General features: G+C 61.8%; 16 protein-coding genes. 9 read left to right on the plus strand and 7 right to left on the minus strand.

The features are described from left to right. The 7 genes from AACR77_RS17285 to AACR77_RS17315 form a co-directional block, all read right to left on the minus strand. Nucleotides 1-645, minus strand: a 645-nt coding sequence (locus tag AACR77_RS17285; protein ID WP_042878600.1) for an ABC transporter permease subunit, incomplete at its 3' end; no start/stop codon positions are given. Beyond that, on the minus strand, nt 642-1,547 hold the full coding sequence (locus AACR77_RS17290) for an ABC transporter permease subunit (protein ID WP_010676055.1): 906 nt from the start codon (nt 1,545-1,547) through the stop codon (nt 642-644). The genes AACR77_RS17290 and AACR77_RS17285, both read right to left, overlap by 4 nt. Next, nucleotides 1,544-2,698 (minus strand): polyamine ABC transporter ATP-binding protein, encoded by a 1,155-nt coding sequence (potA, locus tag AACR77_RS17295; RefSeq protein WP_010676056.1) that lies wholly within the window; start codon nt 2,696-2,698, stop codon nt 1,544-1,546. Before potA ends, AACR77_RS17290 begins: the two co-directional genes overlap by 4 nt. 76 nt (nt 2,699-2,774) lie before the next feature. After that, nucleotides 2,775-3,854, minus strand: coding sequence for a polyamine ABC transporter substrate-binding protein (locus tag AACR77_RS17300; RefSeq protein WP_041211970.1), 1,080 nt, complete (start codon nt 3,852-3,854; stop codon nt 2,775-2,777). Between the two features lie 123 nt (nt 3,855-3,977). Beyond that, nucleotides 3,978-5,075 carry a polyamine ABC transporter substrate-binding protein gene (locus AACR77_RS17305; RefSeq protein WP_039039663.1) on the minus strand — a complete coding sequence of 366 codons (1,098 nt, stop codon included), beginning with the start codon at nt 5,073-5,075 and terminating at the stop codon, nt 3,978-3,980. A gap of 54 nt (nt 5,076-5,129) precedes the next feature. Beyond that, on the minus strand, nt 5,130-6,491 hold the full coding sequence (locus tag AACR77_RS17310; protein WP_042878608.1) for an aspartate aminotransferase family protein: 1,362 nt from the start codon (nt 6,489-6,491) through the stop codon (nt 5,130-5,132). Between the two features lie 291 nt (nt 6,492-6,782). After that, nucleotides 6,783-8,114 carry a glutamine synthetase family protein gene (locus AACR77_RS17315; protein WP_010676060.1) on the minus strand — a complete coding sequence of 444 codons (1,332 nt, stop codon included), beginning with the start codon at nt 8,112-8,114 and terminating at the stop codon, nt 6,783-6,785. A gap of 462 nt (nt 8,115-8,576) precedes the next feature. Here AACR77_RS17315 and AACR77_RS17320 point away from each other — a divergent pair, with 462 nt between their 5' ends. The 9 genes from AACR77_RS17320 (at nt 8,577) to malZ (ending at nt 17,336) form a co-directional block, all read left to right on the plus strand. Further along, entirely contained in the window at nt 8,577-8,963 is a 387-nt protein-coding gene (locus AACR77_RS17320) for a TraR/DksA family transcriptional regulator (protein ID WP_010676061.1), read from the plus strand. Nucleotides 8,964-9,119: 156 nt separating this feature from the next. Beyond that, a complete protein-coding gene (locus AACR77_RS17325) occupies nt 9,120-9,980 on the plus strand; it encodes a hypothetical protein (RefSeq protein WP_010676062.1) in 861 nt (286 codons plus the stop codon). Nucleotides 9,981-10,264: 284 nt separating this feature from the next. Continuing rightward, nucleotides 10,265-10,711 carry an Mpo1 family 2-hydroxy fatty acid dioxygenase gene (locus AACR77_RS17330; protein WP_010676063.1) on the plus strand — a complete coding sequence of 149 codons (447 nt, stop codon included), beginning with the start codon at nt 10,265-10,267 and terminating at the stop codon, nt 10,709-10,711. A gap of 21 nt (nt 10,712-10,732) precedes the next feature. Next, entirely contained in the window at nt 10,733-11,212 is a 480-nt protein-coding gene (locus AACR77_RS17335) for a CreA family protein (RefSeq protein WP_042878602.1), read from the plus strand. Between the two features lie 77 nt (nt 11,213-11,289). Further along, nucleotides 11,290-12,279, plus strand: a complete 990-nt coding sequence (locus tag AACR77_RS17340; RefSeq protein WP_042878605.1) for a 2-hydroxyacid dehydrogenase — start codon at nt 11,290-11,292, stop codon at nt 12,277-12,279. Nucleotides 12,280-12,383: 104 nt separating this feature from the next. Next, a complete protein-coding gene (gene yegD / locus AACR77_RS17345) occupies nt 12,384-13,745 on the plus strand; it encodes a molecular chaperone (RefSeq protein ID WP_042878606.1) in 1,362 nt (453 codons plus the stop codon). A gap of 178 nt (nt 13,746-13,923) precedes the next feature. Then, nucleotides 13,924-14,343, plus strand: a complete 420-nt coding sequence (locus tag AACR77_RS17350; RefSeq protein WP_010676067.1) for an META domain-containing protein — start codon at nt 13,924-13,926, stop codon at nt 14,341-14,343. A gap of 69 nt (nt 14,344-14,412) precedes the next feature. Beyond that, nucleotides 14,413-15,261, plus strand: a complete 849-nt coding sequence (locus tag AACR77_RS17355) for an HDOD domain-containing protein (RefSeq protein WP_039039670.1) — start codon at nt 14,413-14,415, stop codon at nt 15,259-15,261. A gap of 245 nt (nt 15,262-15,506) precedes the next feature. After that, a complete protein-coding gene (malZ, locus tag AACR77_RS17360; RefSeq protein ID WP_042878610.1) occupies nt 15,507-17,336 on the plus strand; it encodes a maltodextrin glucosidase in 1,830 nt (609 codons plus the stop codon). The last annotated feature ends 94 nt before the right edge of the window (nt 17,337-17,430 follow it).

Here is a 17,430-nt window from a genome sequence, read left to right on the forward strand (position 1 = left end):
GCCGGAGACGAAGCTCGCCAGCACCAGATCATCCAGCGACAGGGCGAACGACATCATGCCACCCGCCGCCAGCGACGGGGCGATCATCGGGATGGTGATCAGGAAGAACACCTTCCAGGGCTTGGCTCCCAGGTCCATGGCCGCCTCCTCGATGGAGAGATCCAGCTCCCGCAGCCGCGCCGACACCACGATCGCCACATAGGCGGTACAGAAGGTGGTATGCGCTATCCAGATGGTCAGCATGCCCCGCTCCGCGGGCCAACCCACCAGCTGGGCCATGGCCACGAACAGCAGCAGCAGGGAGAGACCGGTGATCACCTCGGGCATCACCAGCGGCGCCGTCACCATGCCGCCGAACAGGGTCCGGCCACGGAAGTGAGGGATCCGGGTCAGCACGAAGGCCGCCACCGTCCCCAGCGCCACCGCCGCGATGGCGGTGTAGAAGGCGATCTCCAGGGAGCGGAACACGGATCCGATCAACTGTTTGTTGTCGAGCAGGCCGAAGTACCACTTGAGCGACCAGCCTCCCCACACCGTCACCAGCTTGGAGGCGTTGAAGGAGTAGATGACCATGATGATCATGGGCAGGTAGATGAACAGCAGCCCCAGCCACAGCATCAGCTTGGCAAAACCGAAACGTCTCATGCCTTGCCCTCCAGCTCTTTGGCCTGGTTGCGGTTGAACAGGATGATGGGAATGATCAGCACCGCCAGCATCACCACCGCCAGGGCGGAGGCCACCGGCCAGTCACGATTGTTGAAGAACTCCTGCCACAACACCTTGCCGATCATCAGTGTCTCCGGACCACCCAGCATCTCGGGGATGACGAACTCGCCCACCACCGGGATGAAGACCAGCATGCAACCGGCGATGATGCCGTTCTTGGAGAGTGGCACCGTGATCTGCCAGAACCGGGTCAGGTTGCGGGCACCCAGATCGGAGGCCGCCTCCAGCAGGCTCTGGTCGTGCTTGACCAGGTTGGCGTAGAGCGGCAGCACCATGAACGGCAGGTAGGAGTAAACGATGCCGATATAGACCGCCAGGTTGGTATTGAGGATCTGCAGCGGTTCGTCGATCACCCCGATGCCCAGCAGGACGCTGTTGAGCAGGCCGTTGTTGCTGAGGATCCCCATCCAGGCGTATACCCGGATCAGGATCGCCGTCCAGGTCGGCATCATGATGAGCAGCAACAGAACGGTCTGGGTCTCCTTGTTGGCCCGCGAAATGGCGTAAGCCATGGGATAACCGATCAACAGGCAGAGCAGGGTGCTGACCAGGGCTATCTTGAGGGACCCCAGATAAGCCGCGATGTAGAGCTCATCCTCCTGCAGCAGCAGGTAGTTGCCCAGGTTAAGCAGTATGGTGAGCTGATTGTCTGCCCAGCTCACCACGTCCGTATAGGGCGGGATGGCCACGTCCGCTTCGGCGAAGCTGATCTTCACGACGATGATGAAGGGCAGCAGGAAAAAGAGGAACAGCCAGAAGAAGGGGATGCCGATGACCAGCTGCCGCCCTCCCACCTGTTTGAGTCGTCTCAATGCCTTCATGATTGCAGCACCACGCCGCTGTCATCTTCCCAGTAGAGGAACACCTGGTCATCCCAGGTCGGCCGTTTGCCGTGGCGTTCGGCATTGGCGATGAAAGCCTGAACGATTTTGCCCGAGGGCAACTGGATGTGATACACGGAATGGCCGCCCAGATAGGCGATGTCATAAACCTCGCCCTTGGTCCAGTTGAAGTCCGGATGCTCGATCTCTTCCGGCTTTTGCAGGCTCATCAGCAGTTTTTCCGGACGCAGGGCATAGGTGACCTTCTTGTTCTCCGCCCGGGAGCTGATGCCGTGACCCACATAGATGGGCTGCTCCAGATCCGCACAGGCGATGATGGCGTGGTCCTGCTCATCCTCCACCAGCAGGCCGTCAAACAGGTTGACGTTGCCGATGAACTCGCACACCAGCCGGCTGGCCGGGGTTTCGTAGATGTCCATCGGGCTGCCGATCTGCTCGATGCAACCGAGGTGCATGATGGCGATCCGCTCGGCCATGGTCATGGCTTCTTCCTGATCGTGGGTCACCATGACGCAGGTCACGCCGACCCGCTCGATGATCTCGACCAGCTCGAGCTGCATGGTGGAGCGCAGCTTCTTGTCCAGCGCCCCCATGGGCTCGTCCAGCAACAGCAGCTTGGGACGCTTGGCCAGGGAACGGGCCAGGGCCACCCGCTGACGCTGACCACCGGAGAGCTGGTGCGGCTTGCGGCGGGCGTACTGGGTCATCTGCACCAGCTTGAGCATCTCTTCCACCCGGGCATCGATCTCCGCCTTGGGCAGGCCATCCTGCTTGAGGCCGAAGGCGATGTTCTGGGCCACCGTCATGTGGGGGAACAGGGCGTAGGACTGGAACATCATGTTGATGGGGCGTTCATAGGGCGGCATGTCGGTAATGTCGACGCCGTCGAGGAACAGCCGTCCTTCCGTGGGTCGCTCGAACCCGGCCAGCATCCGCAGCAAGGTGGACTTGCCGGAGCCGGACCCACCCAGCAGGGCGAAGATCTCGCCCTTGTGGATGTTGAGAGACACGTTGTCGACCGCCAGCGTTTCGTCGAACTGCTTGCTTACCCTGTCTATTTTGACCAGCACTTCTTTACGCTGCTGGCTGCCCTCGAGGGCTTTCTTGTAGGCACTGGAGGCTATCGCCATTACCAAACTCCCAAAGGTGATTCCGGCCTGGGCCGATCCATCAATACAATCTGGCGCCCCGGGATGGGCGCCAAGGTTAGGTTCCGGATTTGATCTTGGTCCAACTCCGGGTGATCAGGCGCTGCACCGAGCGGGGATGTGCTTCCTGCACATACAGACGCTCAAGCACCGCCTGGGGGGGATAGACTGACTCGTCCTCGCGCACGGCCTTGTCCATGAACTCTCCCGCCTTGATGTTCGGGTTCGCGTAACCCACATAGTCGCTCACCTTGGCGATGACCTGCGGTTCGAGAATGTAGTTGATCAGGGCGTGAGCCTCTTTCACGTTGGTGGCATCGGCCGGGATCGCCATCATGTCGAACCAGAGATTGCCCCCCTCCTTGGGGATGCTGTAGGCAATCTTGATCCCCTTGCCCGCCTCCTCGGCCCGGGACGCCGCCTGCAGGATGTCGCCGGAGAAACCCGCCGCCACGCAGATGTTGCCGTTGGCGAGGTCACCGATGTACTTGGAGGAGTGGAAGTAGGCCACATAGGGGCGCACCTTGAGCAGCTGCTCTTCGGCCCGCTTGATGTCCGCCGGCTCATGGCTGTTGGGGTTGAGCCCCAGGTAGTTGAGGGCCGCCGGGATCATCTCGTCCGCCGAATCGAGGAAGGCCACGCCGCACTGGGAGAGCTTCTTCATGTTTTCCGGCTCGAAGATGGTCGCCCAGGAGTCAATCTTGTCGACACCCAGTACTTCCTTGATCTTGTCGACGTTGTAGCCGATGCCGTTGGTACCCCAGAGGTAGGGCACGGCGTACTGATGGCCCGGATCCACCTTCTCGAGCTGCTTGAGCAGCAAGGGGTCCAGGTTGCTCAGGTTTGGCAGCAGGGTGAGGTCCAGCTTCTGGAAGGCCCCCGCCTTGATCTGCTTGGCCAGGAAATTGTTGGAGGGCACGACCAGATCGTAGCCGGTGCGTCCGGTCAGCAGCTTGCCTTCCAGCGTCTCGTTGGAGTCAAACACGTCGTAGACGGTCTTGATCCCGGTCTTCTGCTGAAAGTCACTGAGGGTGGTCTCGCCGATATAATCGGACCAGTTGTAAAAATGAACCACAGGGGCTGCCTGGGTCAGATTTGCAAACCCCAGGGTCAGGGCCAGCGTTGCCATCTTGGTCATGTGCACTTATCAGTCCTCATTTGTGTGATTTTGCCAGTCGCGCATCCATACGCGCCGTCCAACCTGTCGGGTGGTCACCACCCTCCCGGCCGAACTGCGGACCGGGAGGGGTACTCGTCACTCTTACTTGCCTGACTTGATCTTGGTCCAGCTGCGGGTCATCAGACGCTGCACCTTGGCCGGCAGATCCGGGAAGGTGTAGATCTTCTTGAGGGTATCCGGCGTCGGGTAGATACCCGGGTCGGTACGGATCGCCTCGTCCACCAGCGGCGTGGCCGCCTTGTTGCCGTTCGGGAACTGCACCACGTTGGTGATGTTCGCGATCACGTCCGGCTTCATCAGGTAATTGATGAAGGTGTGGGCCGCCTCGACGTTCTTGGCATCCGCCGGGATGGCGATCATGTCGAAGAAGCTGCCTGCCCCCTCTTTCGGAATGGTGTAAGTCAGGCTGACACCGTTCTTGGCCTCGGCGGCACGCGCCTTGGACTGCTGCAGGTCACCGGAGTAACCCACTGCCACGCACAGGTTGCCGTTGGCCAGATCCGAAATGTACTTGGAGGAGTGGAAATAGGCGGTATAGGGACGGATGGAGAGGAACAGCTCCTCTGCCTTCTTCAGCTCATCCGGCTTCTGGCTGTCCGGCTTGAAGCCCAGGTATTGCAGGGCGGCCGGCAGCATTTCGGTCGGCGAGTCGAGGAAGGAGACACCGCACTCCTTCAGCTTGGCCATGTTCTCCGGCTTGAACACCAGATCCCAGGAGTCCACCGGGGCATCGGCCCCCAGCACGGCCTTCACCTTCTCGGCGTTGTAGGCATAGCCGATGGTGCCCCACAGGTAAGGGATGGAGTACTGGTTGCCCGGATCGCTCGGTTCGAGCGCCTTGAGCAGGTCGACGTCCAGGTTCTGCCAGTTGGAGAGTTTGGACTTGTCCAGCTTCTGGAAGACACCTGCCTTGATCTGCTTGGCCAGGAAGGGGTTGGACGGTACGACGATGTCATAGCCCGACTTGCCAGCCAGCAACTTGGCTTCCAGCACTTCATTGCTGTCGAACACGTCGTAGACCACCTTGATGCCCGTCTCCTTCTGGAAGTTTTCCAGCGTATCCGGCGCGATATAGTCGCTCCAGTTGTAGACGTGCAGCACCTTCTCGTCGGCCATCGCCCCGGTACTCATCATGACCAGCGCCACAGAAGCAGCCATCATTCCCTTTTTAAAAGACATAGTCCTTGTCTCCTAAGCAAATTGTATGCGTAAGCCAACCTGCCCGGTTCCCGCCTATTCCCGCAGCTTTGCAGCCGTCAGGTCCAGACTGAGCCTGGCCAGTTTGACCAATTCATCCACCTGTTCCTCGGTGATCACCAAGGGGGGCGATATGATCATGGTATCGCCGACAGCCCTCATCACCAAGCCATTGTTAAAACAGAACTCCCGACAGGTCATCCCGGCATGGAGCTCGGCCGGGAAGCGACGTTTCGTCTGCTTGTCCTGCACTATTTCCAGCGCGGCGACCAGGCCTTTTCCACGGGTTTCTCCCACCAGCGGATGGTCCGCCAGCTCAGCCCAGCGGCGCTGCAAATAGGGGCCGATACTATCATGAACTCGCTTAACTATGCTCTCCCTTTGCATAAGCTGGATGTTGGCAATGGCCACGGCGCAGGCGACCGGATGACCGGAATAGGTGAAGCCATGGTTGAACTCCCCCCCCTCTTCCACCAGCACCCTGGCTACCCTGTCCCCCACCATCACGGCGCCCATCGGCAGATAGCCCGAGGTGATGCCCTTGGCCAGGCACATGAGGTCCGGTTTGATGCCAAAACCTTCACTGGCAAACCAGTGGCCGGTGCGGCCAAAGCCGCAGATCACCTCGTCGGCGATGAGCAAGATGCCGTACTGGTCGCAGATGCGCTGGATCTCGGGCCAGTAGCTCTCGGGGGGAATGATGACCCCCCCCGCACCCTGGATAGGCTCGCCGATGAAGGCGGCTACCTTGTCCACCCCCAGCTCCAGGATCTTCTCTTCCAGCTGGCGGGCCCGGGCCAGACCGAACTCGTGGGCGCTCATGCCCTCTCCCTCACCGAAGTGATAGGGCTGGTCGATGTGGACTATGCCCGGAATGGGCAAGCCGCCCTGGGCGTGCATCCCCTTCATGCCCCCCAGACTGGCCCCCGCCACGGTGGAGCCGTGATAGGCATTGTGGCGGCTGATGATCACCTGCTTGTCAGGTTGTCCCTTGCTGGCCCAGTAGTGACGCACCATGCGCAGCACGGTGTCGTTGCACTCGGAACCCGAACCGGTGAAGAAGACGTGGTTGAGGTGAGAAGGGGTGATCTCGGCCAGCAGGGTGGCCAACTCGGCAGCAGGGGGGTGGCTGGTCTGGAAGAAGAGGTTGTAGTAGGGCAGTTGCTGCATCTGGCGAGTGGCGGCATCCACCAGCTCCTGACGGCCGTAGCCCATGTTGACGCACCACAGACCCGCCATCCCGTCCAGAATGCGCTTGCCTTCGGAGTCTTCCAGATAGACGCCTTCGGCCTTGGTGATGATGCGACTGCCCTTCTTGTTCAGGGCCTGAAAATCGGTAAACGGATGCAGATGATGGCTGGCTTCCAGTTGCTGCCACTCACGGGTGGTGTGCTGCATTGCTTGCTCCTCGGTTCCTTCGATTCGGCGAATCTTGTCGCCATTCATGAGGGCACGGGTGGCCTGCCCGGTCACTGCCATTCACGGGGCTGGCACTCTCTTGCCTGCTCGATGCCTTTCCATGGGGCGAACATCGTCGCCAGTTGATTGCAGGTGACGCCCCTCTCCATTGCGGGAGCGGGCCTCACCTATACTCGGTGCCTTCCGGGTCGCGGGCGCCGCCGCGAGACGGGCCTTCGGCCCCTTGCTTGCGATATGACGGGGAGAGGCCTCGCCTCCCCCGGGGACAGATCAGACGTTCAGCAGCAGGAATTCCCGTTCCCAGCGGCTGATCACGCCGAAGTATGTCTCGTACTCCTTGCGTTTGACGGCCACGAAGGCGCGGATGAAGCGCTCCCCCAGCATGTCCTTGATGGGTTCACACTGCTCCAGGTGGCTCAGCGATTCCTCCAGCGAGCGGGGCAGGCTGTAGGGCAGGTCATAGGCACTCGCCTTCATCTCCTGCATGGGTTCGAGCTTCTCCAGCATGCCGAGGTAGCCGCAGGCCAGGGTGGCGGCCAGGGCCAGATACGGGTTGGCATCGGCCCCGGCGAAGCGGTTCTCGACCCGACGTGCGCTCGGTTCGGAGAAGGGGACCCGCAGGCCGCAGGTGCGGTTTTCCACACCCCACTGCACGTTGCGCGGCGCACTCTCGCCAAAGGTGAGGCGGCGGTAGGAGTTGACGTTCGGCGCCAGCAGAGCGGTCACTGCCGGGGTGTATTTCTGCAGGCCGGCGATGAAATGCATGAACAGATCGGAGTTGCCCCCTTCGCTGGTACCAAACAGGTTGTTGCCATCCATGTCTTCCAGGCTCTGGTGGATGTGCATGGCGGAACCCGGTTCGTTGCTCATGGGCTTGGCCATGAAGGTGGCATAGATGCCGTGGCGATGAGCGGCCTCGCGCATGGTGCGCTTGAACAGAAACACCTGGTCGGCGAGATCGATGGCATCCCCGTGCAGGAAGTTGATCTCCATCTGGGCGGCGCCGGATTCGTGGATCAGGGTGTCCACCTCAAGCTCCTGGGCCTCGCAATAGTCGTACATGTCCTCGAAGATGGGGTCGAATTCGTTCACCGCATCGATGCTGAACGACTGGCGGGCCGTTTCCGGGCGGCCGTTGCGGCCCACCGGCGGCACCAGCGGATAGTCGGGATCTTCGTTGCGGGTCACCAGGTAGAACTCCAGCTCCGGCGCCACCACCGGCTTCCAGCCCTGCTTCTCGTAGAATGACAGAACCCGGCGCAGCACGGAGCGGGGAGCGATGTCGATGAGCTTGCCGTTGACGTCAAAGCAGTCGTGGATCACCTGGGCGGTGGGCTCCAGCGCCCAGGGTACGAAACGAATGGTGTTGGGATCGGGATAGAGCTGCATGTCCCGCTCCAGCGGGTCTATCATGCTGTCGTCATCCGGGTACTCGCCGGTCACCGTCTGGGTGAAGATGACCTCGGGCAGCCGCATGCCCCCTTCGCGCAGAAACTTGTTGGCTGGAATGATCTTGCCTCGGGCATTGCCGGTGAAATCCGGAAACAGGCACTCCACTTCCGTGATGCGATTGCTCTCCATCCAGCCCTTGATACTGTCCATGTTAAACCCCGACTTTACGGTTGCCATTGTCAAGGGTGTCTAATATAAGGAACACCCTTGTTAAGAAAATGTAATCGACCACACCATAAAAGCCCGTGATAAAGGCCTTTGTCAAGCAGCGGTGTTTAAAAAACTATAAACAACGGCCTGTATAATGACCAGCGCGGCACCAAATACTAAACACTTTGTGTCACGATCAGCCCACTGCAAGCTCGATGCCAACGGCGGCGGGATCTCGTTCGATACTCAGTCAGACCCTGTCGGAGAAGGCCCATTTCTTTGCAAGGGCGCACACTCCTTATCCAATTTCCTTTGCATGTCTGCATTTTTTTGGTACAAGGCCCGCCCTGATTTGCACTCTCCTGCATGGATTTGGTGCAAAACGGGATACAAGGGCTTGGTCTGACGACAGACAGCCCCCATCAATGGGTAACATTGGGAAACTGACTGGTAGCAAACCGTATGTGTGATTTCATGACAGAAGACCAACTGACCTTCTACAAAGGCCAGATCGAGCGACAAATCCTTGAGCTCGAAGAACGTCTCAACTCCCAGGCCAGCCAGGCTATCGCCACCGATACCAACGAGATGGCGGATGAAATTGACCGTGCCAGTGTCGAGGAGGCCCGTCGCCTGGAGCTGAACCGCATCGAGCACGACAAGTTGCACCTGCGCAAGCTGAAAGGGGCGTTGAAGCGGATCAATGAAGGGGATTTCGGCTATTGCGAATCCTGTGGCGACGAGATCTCTCTCAAGCGGCTGCAGGCCCGTCCCGAGTCCCGCTTCTGTGTTGAATGCCAGAGCACCAAGGAATTCAACGACACTCACGTGTTCCGTCGCGTCGCCTGATGCGGCGAACAAGCCCGGCCTAGGTACGAGCCGGGCACAGGGCAGGTCATGCCCGAAGATGACGCGGCCGGGTGATCCCCGGCCCCTTTCACAGCAAGAGCGTGACAACTTCTGTTAGACTCCGGGCAAGTCCCGGATCCTACAGGAGATCAAAGCGTGAAATGGCTCATCAGGCTGTGCTTGTGCCTGCCATTGCTGGCACAAGCACAGACGCTCACCGTCAAGGTCCCCAGCCGACCGATCAACGATCTCGACAACGAATACCAGCTCAAGCTGCTGGAACTGGCGCTCAACCACGCCGGGCAGCCCTACAAGCTGGAGCGGGTCGACCTCAATCTCAACCAGTACAGCCTCCAGCAGGCGCTTGCCAAGGGCAAGGTCATCAATGTGTTCTGGATGGGTACCTCCAGCGCGCTGGAATCCTCCCTCACCGCAGTACCAATCCCGCTGTTTCGTGGCCTGGAAGGGCTGCGCCTCTCCTTCATCCACGCCGATGCCCAGGAGCGGTTCAACCAGATCAACACCCTGGCAGACCTCAAGAAACTGAAAGCCGCACAGGGGGTGGGCTGGGCCGACAACAAGATCCTGGAGCTGGCAGGCATTCCCACCTATGCCGGGCGCTACAGCAACCTGTTTCGCCTAATGAATGACGGCGACAAGCTGGATTTCTTCCCCCGTGGTCTGGTGGAAATCTTCGCCGAACGCAGCGAGCTGGCGGCACAATACCCCAACCTGGTGATCGATCAGCACCTGCTGATCCGCTACCCCTTCGCCGAGTTCTTCTTCGTCAGCCCGGAGTCGCCGAAGCTGGCCAAGGCGATCCAGACCGGCCTCGAGCGCGCCTATGCCGACGGCAGCTTCATGGCGTTCTTTCGGGAGAACCCCAAGATCCGCGAGGCCCTGGCCAGCGCCAATCTGGAGCAGAGAGTCACCATCGCCCTGCCCAATCCCGACATGACCCCCTTGCTCAAAAGCATTCCGGCCCAATATTGGGAATATCCACCGTCGCAGGAGTAAACGGATACGATATCCGGCGTTGAGAATATCCACCGCTGCGAGCGTGAACGGACACGGTATCCGGCGTTGGGAATATCCACCGCTGCAAGCGTGAGCGAACACGGTCTCCGGCGTTGGGAATATCCACCGCTGCGAGCGTGAACGGACACGGCCTCCGACGTTGGGAATATCCGCCGCCGGGAGCGTGATCAGCCGCGGGTCATCCCATCCGGTGGGCGCAGCCCGCCGCAGACGCACAGGAACGCGAGGTCGCCCGGCCTCAATACGCGCACCAGGGAGGTGCCATGAAACGACTGGATGACTGGTTTCGCGACTACGGCCAGAGCCATCAACACCCCGTCAATGTGGCCATCCACAAGGTGGCGGTGCCAGGCATTTACCTCTGCATCCTGGCACTGCTCTGGTGCCTGCCCGCCGGTCCCCTGCCAGCGTCCCTCAACTGGGCGGGGCTGGCGGCCATCCCGGTGCTGGTCTTCTACCTGCGGCTGTCGTTGACGATCTTTACGGGGATGACGGCCCTGACCGCCCTGGGACTGGCCTTCTGCCACGTCTGGCAGGGGCCGCTGCTGTGGCCTGCCCTTATCGGGTTCGTGCTGTTCTGGATAGCCCAGTTCGTCGGTCACCATATCGAGGGGAAACGCCCCTCCTTTCTCACCGACCTGCAATTTCTGCTGGTAGGCCCCGCCTGGGTGCTGGCCAGCCTCTATCGTCGTTTGGGCATCCCTTTCTGAGGGAGGCCAACAGGAGAGACCATGAGACATCTTCAGACCCTTGCTCGCACACTGCCCCTGCTGCTGGGGGTACTGATGGCCGGCCCGGTGCTGGCCGACAAGGCAGATCCCGTCGGCGAGGTGAGCACCGCCTTCAAGCTGCTCGGACCCAACCACAAGATCCTGGTGGAGGCGTTCGACGACCCTAAAATCGCCGGTGTCGCCTGCTATCTGGCCCGCCCCAAGACCGGCGGCGTCAAGGGTGGCCTTGGGCTGGCGGAAGATCCCTCCCACGCCTCCCTCTCCTGCCACCAGATCGGCCCCATCACCCTGCCCGCCAAGCTGAAGGCGGGGGAAGAGGTGTTTGATGTCAGCACCTCGCTGGTGTTCAAGGAGCAGAAGGTGGTGCGTTTTTACGACGAGAAGCGCAATGCCCTTGTCTATCTGACTTACAGCACCAAGTTGGTGGATGGTTCGTACAAGAGTGCAGTGAGTGCCGTCCCCATCATGCCCTGGGGTTGAAACAGCACCACTTATCCCGTGATGACGGTCACTATTTGTTGTAATTTAACCACATCATTATCTACGGAGAGCGCACCATGAGAGTCGCCGTTTTCAGTACCAAGAGCTACGACAAGGAACATTTCCACCAGGCCAACGCCCAGTACGGTTTCGATCTGGAGTTCTTCGACGTGCGGCTGGAGGCCAAGACGGCCCGTCTCGCCCACGGCTTCCCCGTGGTCTGCCTGTTCGTCAACGATGATGCCGACCGCGAAGTGCTGACCGAGCTGGCGCAGTACGGCACCAGGGTCATCGCCCTGCGCTGCGCCGGTTACAACAACGTGGATCTGGCCGCCGCCAAGGAGCTGGGACTCAAGGTGGTGCGGGTGCCTGCCTACTCCCCCGAGGCCGTTGCCGAACATGCGGTGGGCCTGATGATGACCCTCAACCGCCGCATCCATAAGGCGTATCAGCGCACCCGGGACGCCAACTTCTCCCTGGAGGGGCTGGTCGGCTTCAACATGCATGGCCGCACCGCCGGCATCATAGGCACCGGCAAGATCGGCATCGCCACCTTGCGCATCCTCAAGGGGTTCGGCATGCGCCTGCTGGTGAGCGATCCCTATCCGAACCAGGCGGCCATCGATCTGGGCGCCGAGTACGTGGATCTCGACACCCTATTCCGTCAGTCCGATGTCATCAGCCTGCACTGCCCCCTGTTCAAGGAGAACTATCACCTGCTGAACAAGGAGGCCTTCGCCAAGATGAAGGACGGGGTGATGATCATCAACACCAGCCGGGGCGGCCTGCTCGACTCCAACGCCGCCATCGAGGCCCTCAAGACCTCCCGCATCGGCGCTCTGGGGCTGGACGTCTACGAGGAGGAGGAAGACCTCTTCTTCGAGGACAAATCCAACGAGGTGATCACCGACGACGTCTTCCGCCGCCTGTCTGCCTGCCACAACGTGCTGTTCACCGGCCACCAGGCCTTCCTGACCCGGGAGGCACTGCACGCCATCGCCGACACCACCCTCAGCAACATCCAGGCCATCGAGAGCCAGGGCCGCTCTGACAACGAAGTGGAGTGATCCCTGAGGCGTTGTCGCCACGCCATTGATCCCGCCGCCGGGTTGTGAGACCCGGCGGCATCGGGTAGGCTACCAGCCCTTTTTTGTACAGGAGTCTGGCCAGCATGTTCATCGGATTTGATTACGGTACCTCCAACTGTGCCGTCGCCGTGATGGAACAGGGCAGCCCCAGGCTGCTGACCCTCTCCGGTTCCCATTACCTTCCCTCCACCCTGCACGCCCCCCACCGGGACGCCATCGCCGGCCTCCTGGCCGAAGGCCTGGCCCCCGTCCAGCAGAGCGAATACCTCAAGCTGCGCGGTCCCGTGGTGACCCGGGCACAAGCGGTGCGCCGCCAGATGCGCGAAGAGGGACTCATCGACGAGCTGAGCTTCGGCGGTGCGGCGCTGGCGCGCTATCTGGAAGAGCCGGACGAGGGCTACTACATCAAGTCCCCCAAATCCTTTCTCGGGGCCTATGGCCTCAAGGCTCCCCAGATCGCCCTGTTCGAGGACATCGTCTGCGCCATGATGCTGCACGTGCGCCGGGAGGCGGAGCAACAGACGGGCAGCACCATCCGCCAGGCGGTGATCGGCCGACCGGTCAACTTCCAGGGACTGGCGGGGGAAGAGAGCAACCGCCAGGCCATCGCCATCCTGAGCGAGGCGGCACGCCTCGCCGGGTTCGAGCGGGTGGAGTTCCTCTATGAGCCGGTGGCCGCCGGCTTCGAGTTCGAAGCGCGCCTCACCGAGGATGCGGTGGTGCTGGTGGTGGACATCGGGGGCGGGACCACCGACTGCTCCGTACTGCGCATGGGCCCGAGCCACCGTGACCAGCTGGATCGCAGCGGCGATCTGCTCGGTCACAGCGGCCAGCGCATCGGGGGCAACGACTTCGACATCCGCCTGACCGTGGAGGGCATGATGCCGCTGCTCGGCATGCACGAGACCCTCAAGACCGGCAAGCCACTGCCCCATCCCCTGTTCTGGGACGCCGCCGCCATCAATGACGTCAGTGCCCAGAGCCGTTTCTACAGCCTGGATACCGCCCGCCAGTTGCAGGATCTCCAGCTCGACAGCCAGCCAGGCAGCAAGCTCCCGCGCCTTGCCAGCCTGCGGGCCCACAAGCTGAGCCATCAACTGGTGTGGCGCGCCGAGCAGGGCAAGATCGCCCTCTCCGACCACGAGCACAATCACCAGACCCTGAACGAGCTGGAAAAAGGGCTGGAGGCGGCACTCACCCGCCCCCAGCTGGCCAGTGCTTCCGCCCCCTTGCTGGAGAAGATTGGCGAGCTGATGGACGAGGCTATCCTGGCGGCAGGCGTGCAGCCTGACCGGGTCTTCGTCACCGGCGGCAGTGCCCGCTCCCCCCTCATCAAGGCCTTCATCCAGCAGAAACTGCCCAAGGTACCGCTGGAGGGGGGTGATGACTTCGGTTCGGTGGCCTCGGGCCTCGCCCGCTATGCCGAGCGCCTGTTTGCAGACTGAGACGGCCAGGGGAGCCATGGGCAACCGGTAGACAGGTTCGCTCGGGGCGGGTGTTGCCATTTGCCGACACCCCCTCTTCCCCCGGGGCGACAGAAGCGGTCGGGCTCCTCCCCCCTCGCCCTGCCGCCCGGGCCCGGGGACGGGTATGCTTGTCATACCCACCACCGGAGCCCCTTCAATGCCCAGATACCTGCTACTGCTGCTCGCCCTGCTTCTGCTCAGCGCCTGCAGCAGTGCTCCCCGCTTTGCCTCGCAAGATCTGCAACACCATCACTGGGTGCTCGATCGGCTGGATGGCCAGGCCATCGCCAGCCGCCGCAGCAATCCCCCCGACATCGAGATCGGTGAACACTTCACCGTCAACGGCATCGCCGGTTGCAACCGCTACTTCGGCCAGGGTCACCTCAAGGGGAACAAGCTCTGGGTCACCAGCCTCGGCAGCACCGCCATGGCCTGTCCCCCCGAGCTCGATCTGATAGAACAGGCCGTCCTCGCCACCCTGACGGAGGGGGCCACACTGAGCGGTTCCACCCAGACCCTGATCCTCCAGGGAAAACGGCACCGTTTGGAATACAGACTGCAAGACTGGGTGTACTAGGGCTCACAAAACCGCTCGCCAGCAGGAACAACTGGCCAGGCTGTGGCACAATATGAGGCATTGTTAGCAATGGAGGCTGCCTCAGCCATGTCGATGGATCGCCTGTTTGGCAAGATCAAGCAACTGCCCACAATTCCGAAACTGCTGCACGAGCTGATGCAGAGTTTCAACGACGAGAATGCCCGCATCGACGAGATCGCGGCCAAGATCGCCATGGACCAGGTGATCAGCGTCAAGGTACTGCGGATGGCCAACTCCGCCGCCCTGCGCCGTGGCAATGAAATCACCTCCATCGAACAGGCGGTGATCCGCCTCGGTTTCAACCGCCTGCGCTCCGTGGTGGTCGCCTCCGGCATCATCAGCAGCTTCAAGGCCCCCCCCGGCTTTGACAAGCTCCACTTCTGGACCCAGACCTTCCAGGTCGCCACCATTGCCCGCACCCTGGCACAGCAGACCACCTCGGTGGATCCCGAGACCGCCTTCACCTGCGCCCTCATTCACAACATTGGCGAGCTGCTGATCCAGAGCACCCTGCCGGAAGAGGCGGGGCTCATCAATCTGGCCATCGAGAAAGGCAGCAGCCGGGTCGATGCCCAGCGGGAGATGCTGGGTTACGACTATGCCCAGCTCGGCGCAGAGCTGGCGCGGCGCTGGAACCTGTCGCCCGCCTTCGTGGATGCCATCGCCCAGCAGCTCGACCCCCTCTCCCACGATCCGGTCAGCAAGGAGGCCGTGCTCATCCGGCTCGCCGTCTTCGTCTCCTTCGCCTGGCAGGCCGGCGTACCGGCACAGGCCATCATCGCCCGTTTCCCCAGAACCCTGGCTGACCAGCTGGGGCTGGATCCCGCCAGCCTGGCGGATCAGCTGGAGCAGCTCCACGAGCAGGGCAACGCCCTGGCCGATTTGCTGACCCAGTAGATGTACGACGGCCGATCAGCAGGAGCCGGATCCCCGTCTCATTCTGGCGGATCAGCTCGAACAGCTGCACGAACAGGGCAACGCCCTTGCCGATTTGCTGACCCAATAGCGTCACGGCAGACCGCCCAGCCAAGCCGGAAGCACCGTCTCATTCTGGCCGGTCGTCACATACACACGCCCATGGACGGGATAAGATGGCCTGCGCCCATCCCCCACTCCTGAGCCTCTCTGACACAGTAGATACCATGACCCATCCCTTCCTGTTTCACCCCCAGGCGGCACCCTGGTTCAAAGAGAGTGCCGACACCCTGCAGCTCACCCTGTTCAGCGAGCTGGACGCCCCCATCCGCGAGGTGTGGCTGCGCCACGAGCCGGACAACGAGGAGTATCTGGTCGCCATGACGCCGGTCACCACCCGGGACAGGCTTCAGGTCTGGCAGGTCGAACTGCCGCTGGCCAGAGGGCAGGAGATCCACCTCTACTGCTTCAAGTGCCTCACCGACGAGGAGCAGTGGTGGCTGCACGGGGCAGGCGTCAGCGCCGCCATGCCGCCGCGGGAGCAGCATTTCCGCTTCAACAGCCATCACCAGCCCCCGGCCTGGGTGCAGGATCAGGTGTTCTACCAGATCTTCCCCGACCGCTTCTGCAACGGCGACCCGTCGCTGAGCGTCAAGCATCACGAGTACGAGTACAGGGGCAAGGCGGTCATCAGCAAGGCCTGGGGCGAGCCGGTCAGCCGCCACGAAGAGGGGCACGGCGCCTGTGAATTCTACGGCGGGGATCTGGCGGGCATCGACGCCAAGCTGCACTACCTGCAATCCCTGGGGGTGACGGCGCTCTACCTCAACCCCATCTTCGATTCGCCGAGCAACCACAAGTACGACACCCAGGACTACTTCAAGGTGGATGCGCACCTCGGTACCAATGCCCAGTTTGCCGAGCTGACCCGCAACCTGCACCAGCGCGGCATGAGGATCATCCTGGATGCGGTGGTCAACCACACCTCCACCGAGCACCCCTGGTTCTGCCCGCCGCTGGGCGCCCAGAGCAACCCGGACTCCCCCTGGCGCAGCTTCTACACCTTCGATCAGGAAGGGGATTATGTTAGCTGGAAAGGGATTCGCAGCCTGCCCAAGCTGGATTTCTCAAGTGAACAGGTGCAGGACGCCGTTTATCGGGCAGACAACGCCATTCTGCGCTACTGGATGCGCGCCCCCTATCAGATCGATGGCTGGCGCTTCGACGTCATCCACATGCTGGGGGAGCGGGGCACTGCCGAGGGCAATCGCGGCCATGTGCGCGCCATTCGCGGCGCGGTGAAGCAGGAGAATCCGGACGCCTACGTCCTCGGCGAGCACTTCTTCGAAGCGAGCCAGTGGCTGCAGGGGGATCAGGAGGACGGCGCCATGAACTACTACGGCTTCGCCCACCCCATCCGCGCCTTCCTGGCGGGGCAGGACATTGCCTATCATCCCATCAAGATCAGCGCCACCGAGCTGGATCACTGGCTCAAGCTGGCGCGGGCCCATATTCCGTTCAAGAACCAGTTGGCCCAGTTCAACCTGCTGGACAGCCACGACACCGCCCGCTTCCTGCACCTGCTGGGGGAAGACAAGCAGCGGATGCGACTCGCCGCCACCCTGCTCATCACCTACATCGGCGTGCCCTCCATCTACTACGGCGACGAGGTGGGGCTCTCCGGCGGCAACGACCCGGACTGCCGCCGCTGCTTCCCCTGGGATACCACCGACTGGGATCACGTGCTGCACGACCACTATCGCCGCCTGATCCAGCTGCGCCGCCAGCGCCCGGCCCTGCGTCGGGGAGACATCCAGACCCTCTACGCCGGCCCTCACAGCTATGTGTTCGCCCGTACCCTGCAAAGCGATCAGGTGGTGGTCGCCTGCAACCGCCACCCCACGGAGCCGCGCACCATCAGCCTGCCCCTGTGGCAGACCGCCAGCCCCGCCAGCCGCTTCACCGACGCCTTCAACGGCGACAAGTTCGAGGTGGTGCAGGGGGAGGTGCAGCTCACCATCCCGGCCAACTCGGCCAGGGTACTGCTGTCGAGCTGACCTGAGAGAGGATCAAGTAGATGGCGGGCTCTGTCCCGCCATTACTCCCGGTCTGTATGGAGATTGTATTCACCTGACAGTTGCCCACAAAAGG

It is taken from the genome of Aeromonas sp. ZOR0002 (assembly GCF_963866995.1).
Taxonomy (GTDB): domain Bacteria; phylum Pseudomonadota; class Gammaproteobacteria; order Enterobacterales; family Aeromonadaceae; genus Aeromonas; species Aeromonas caviae.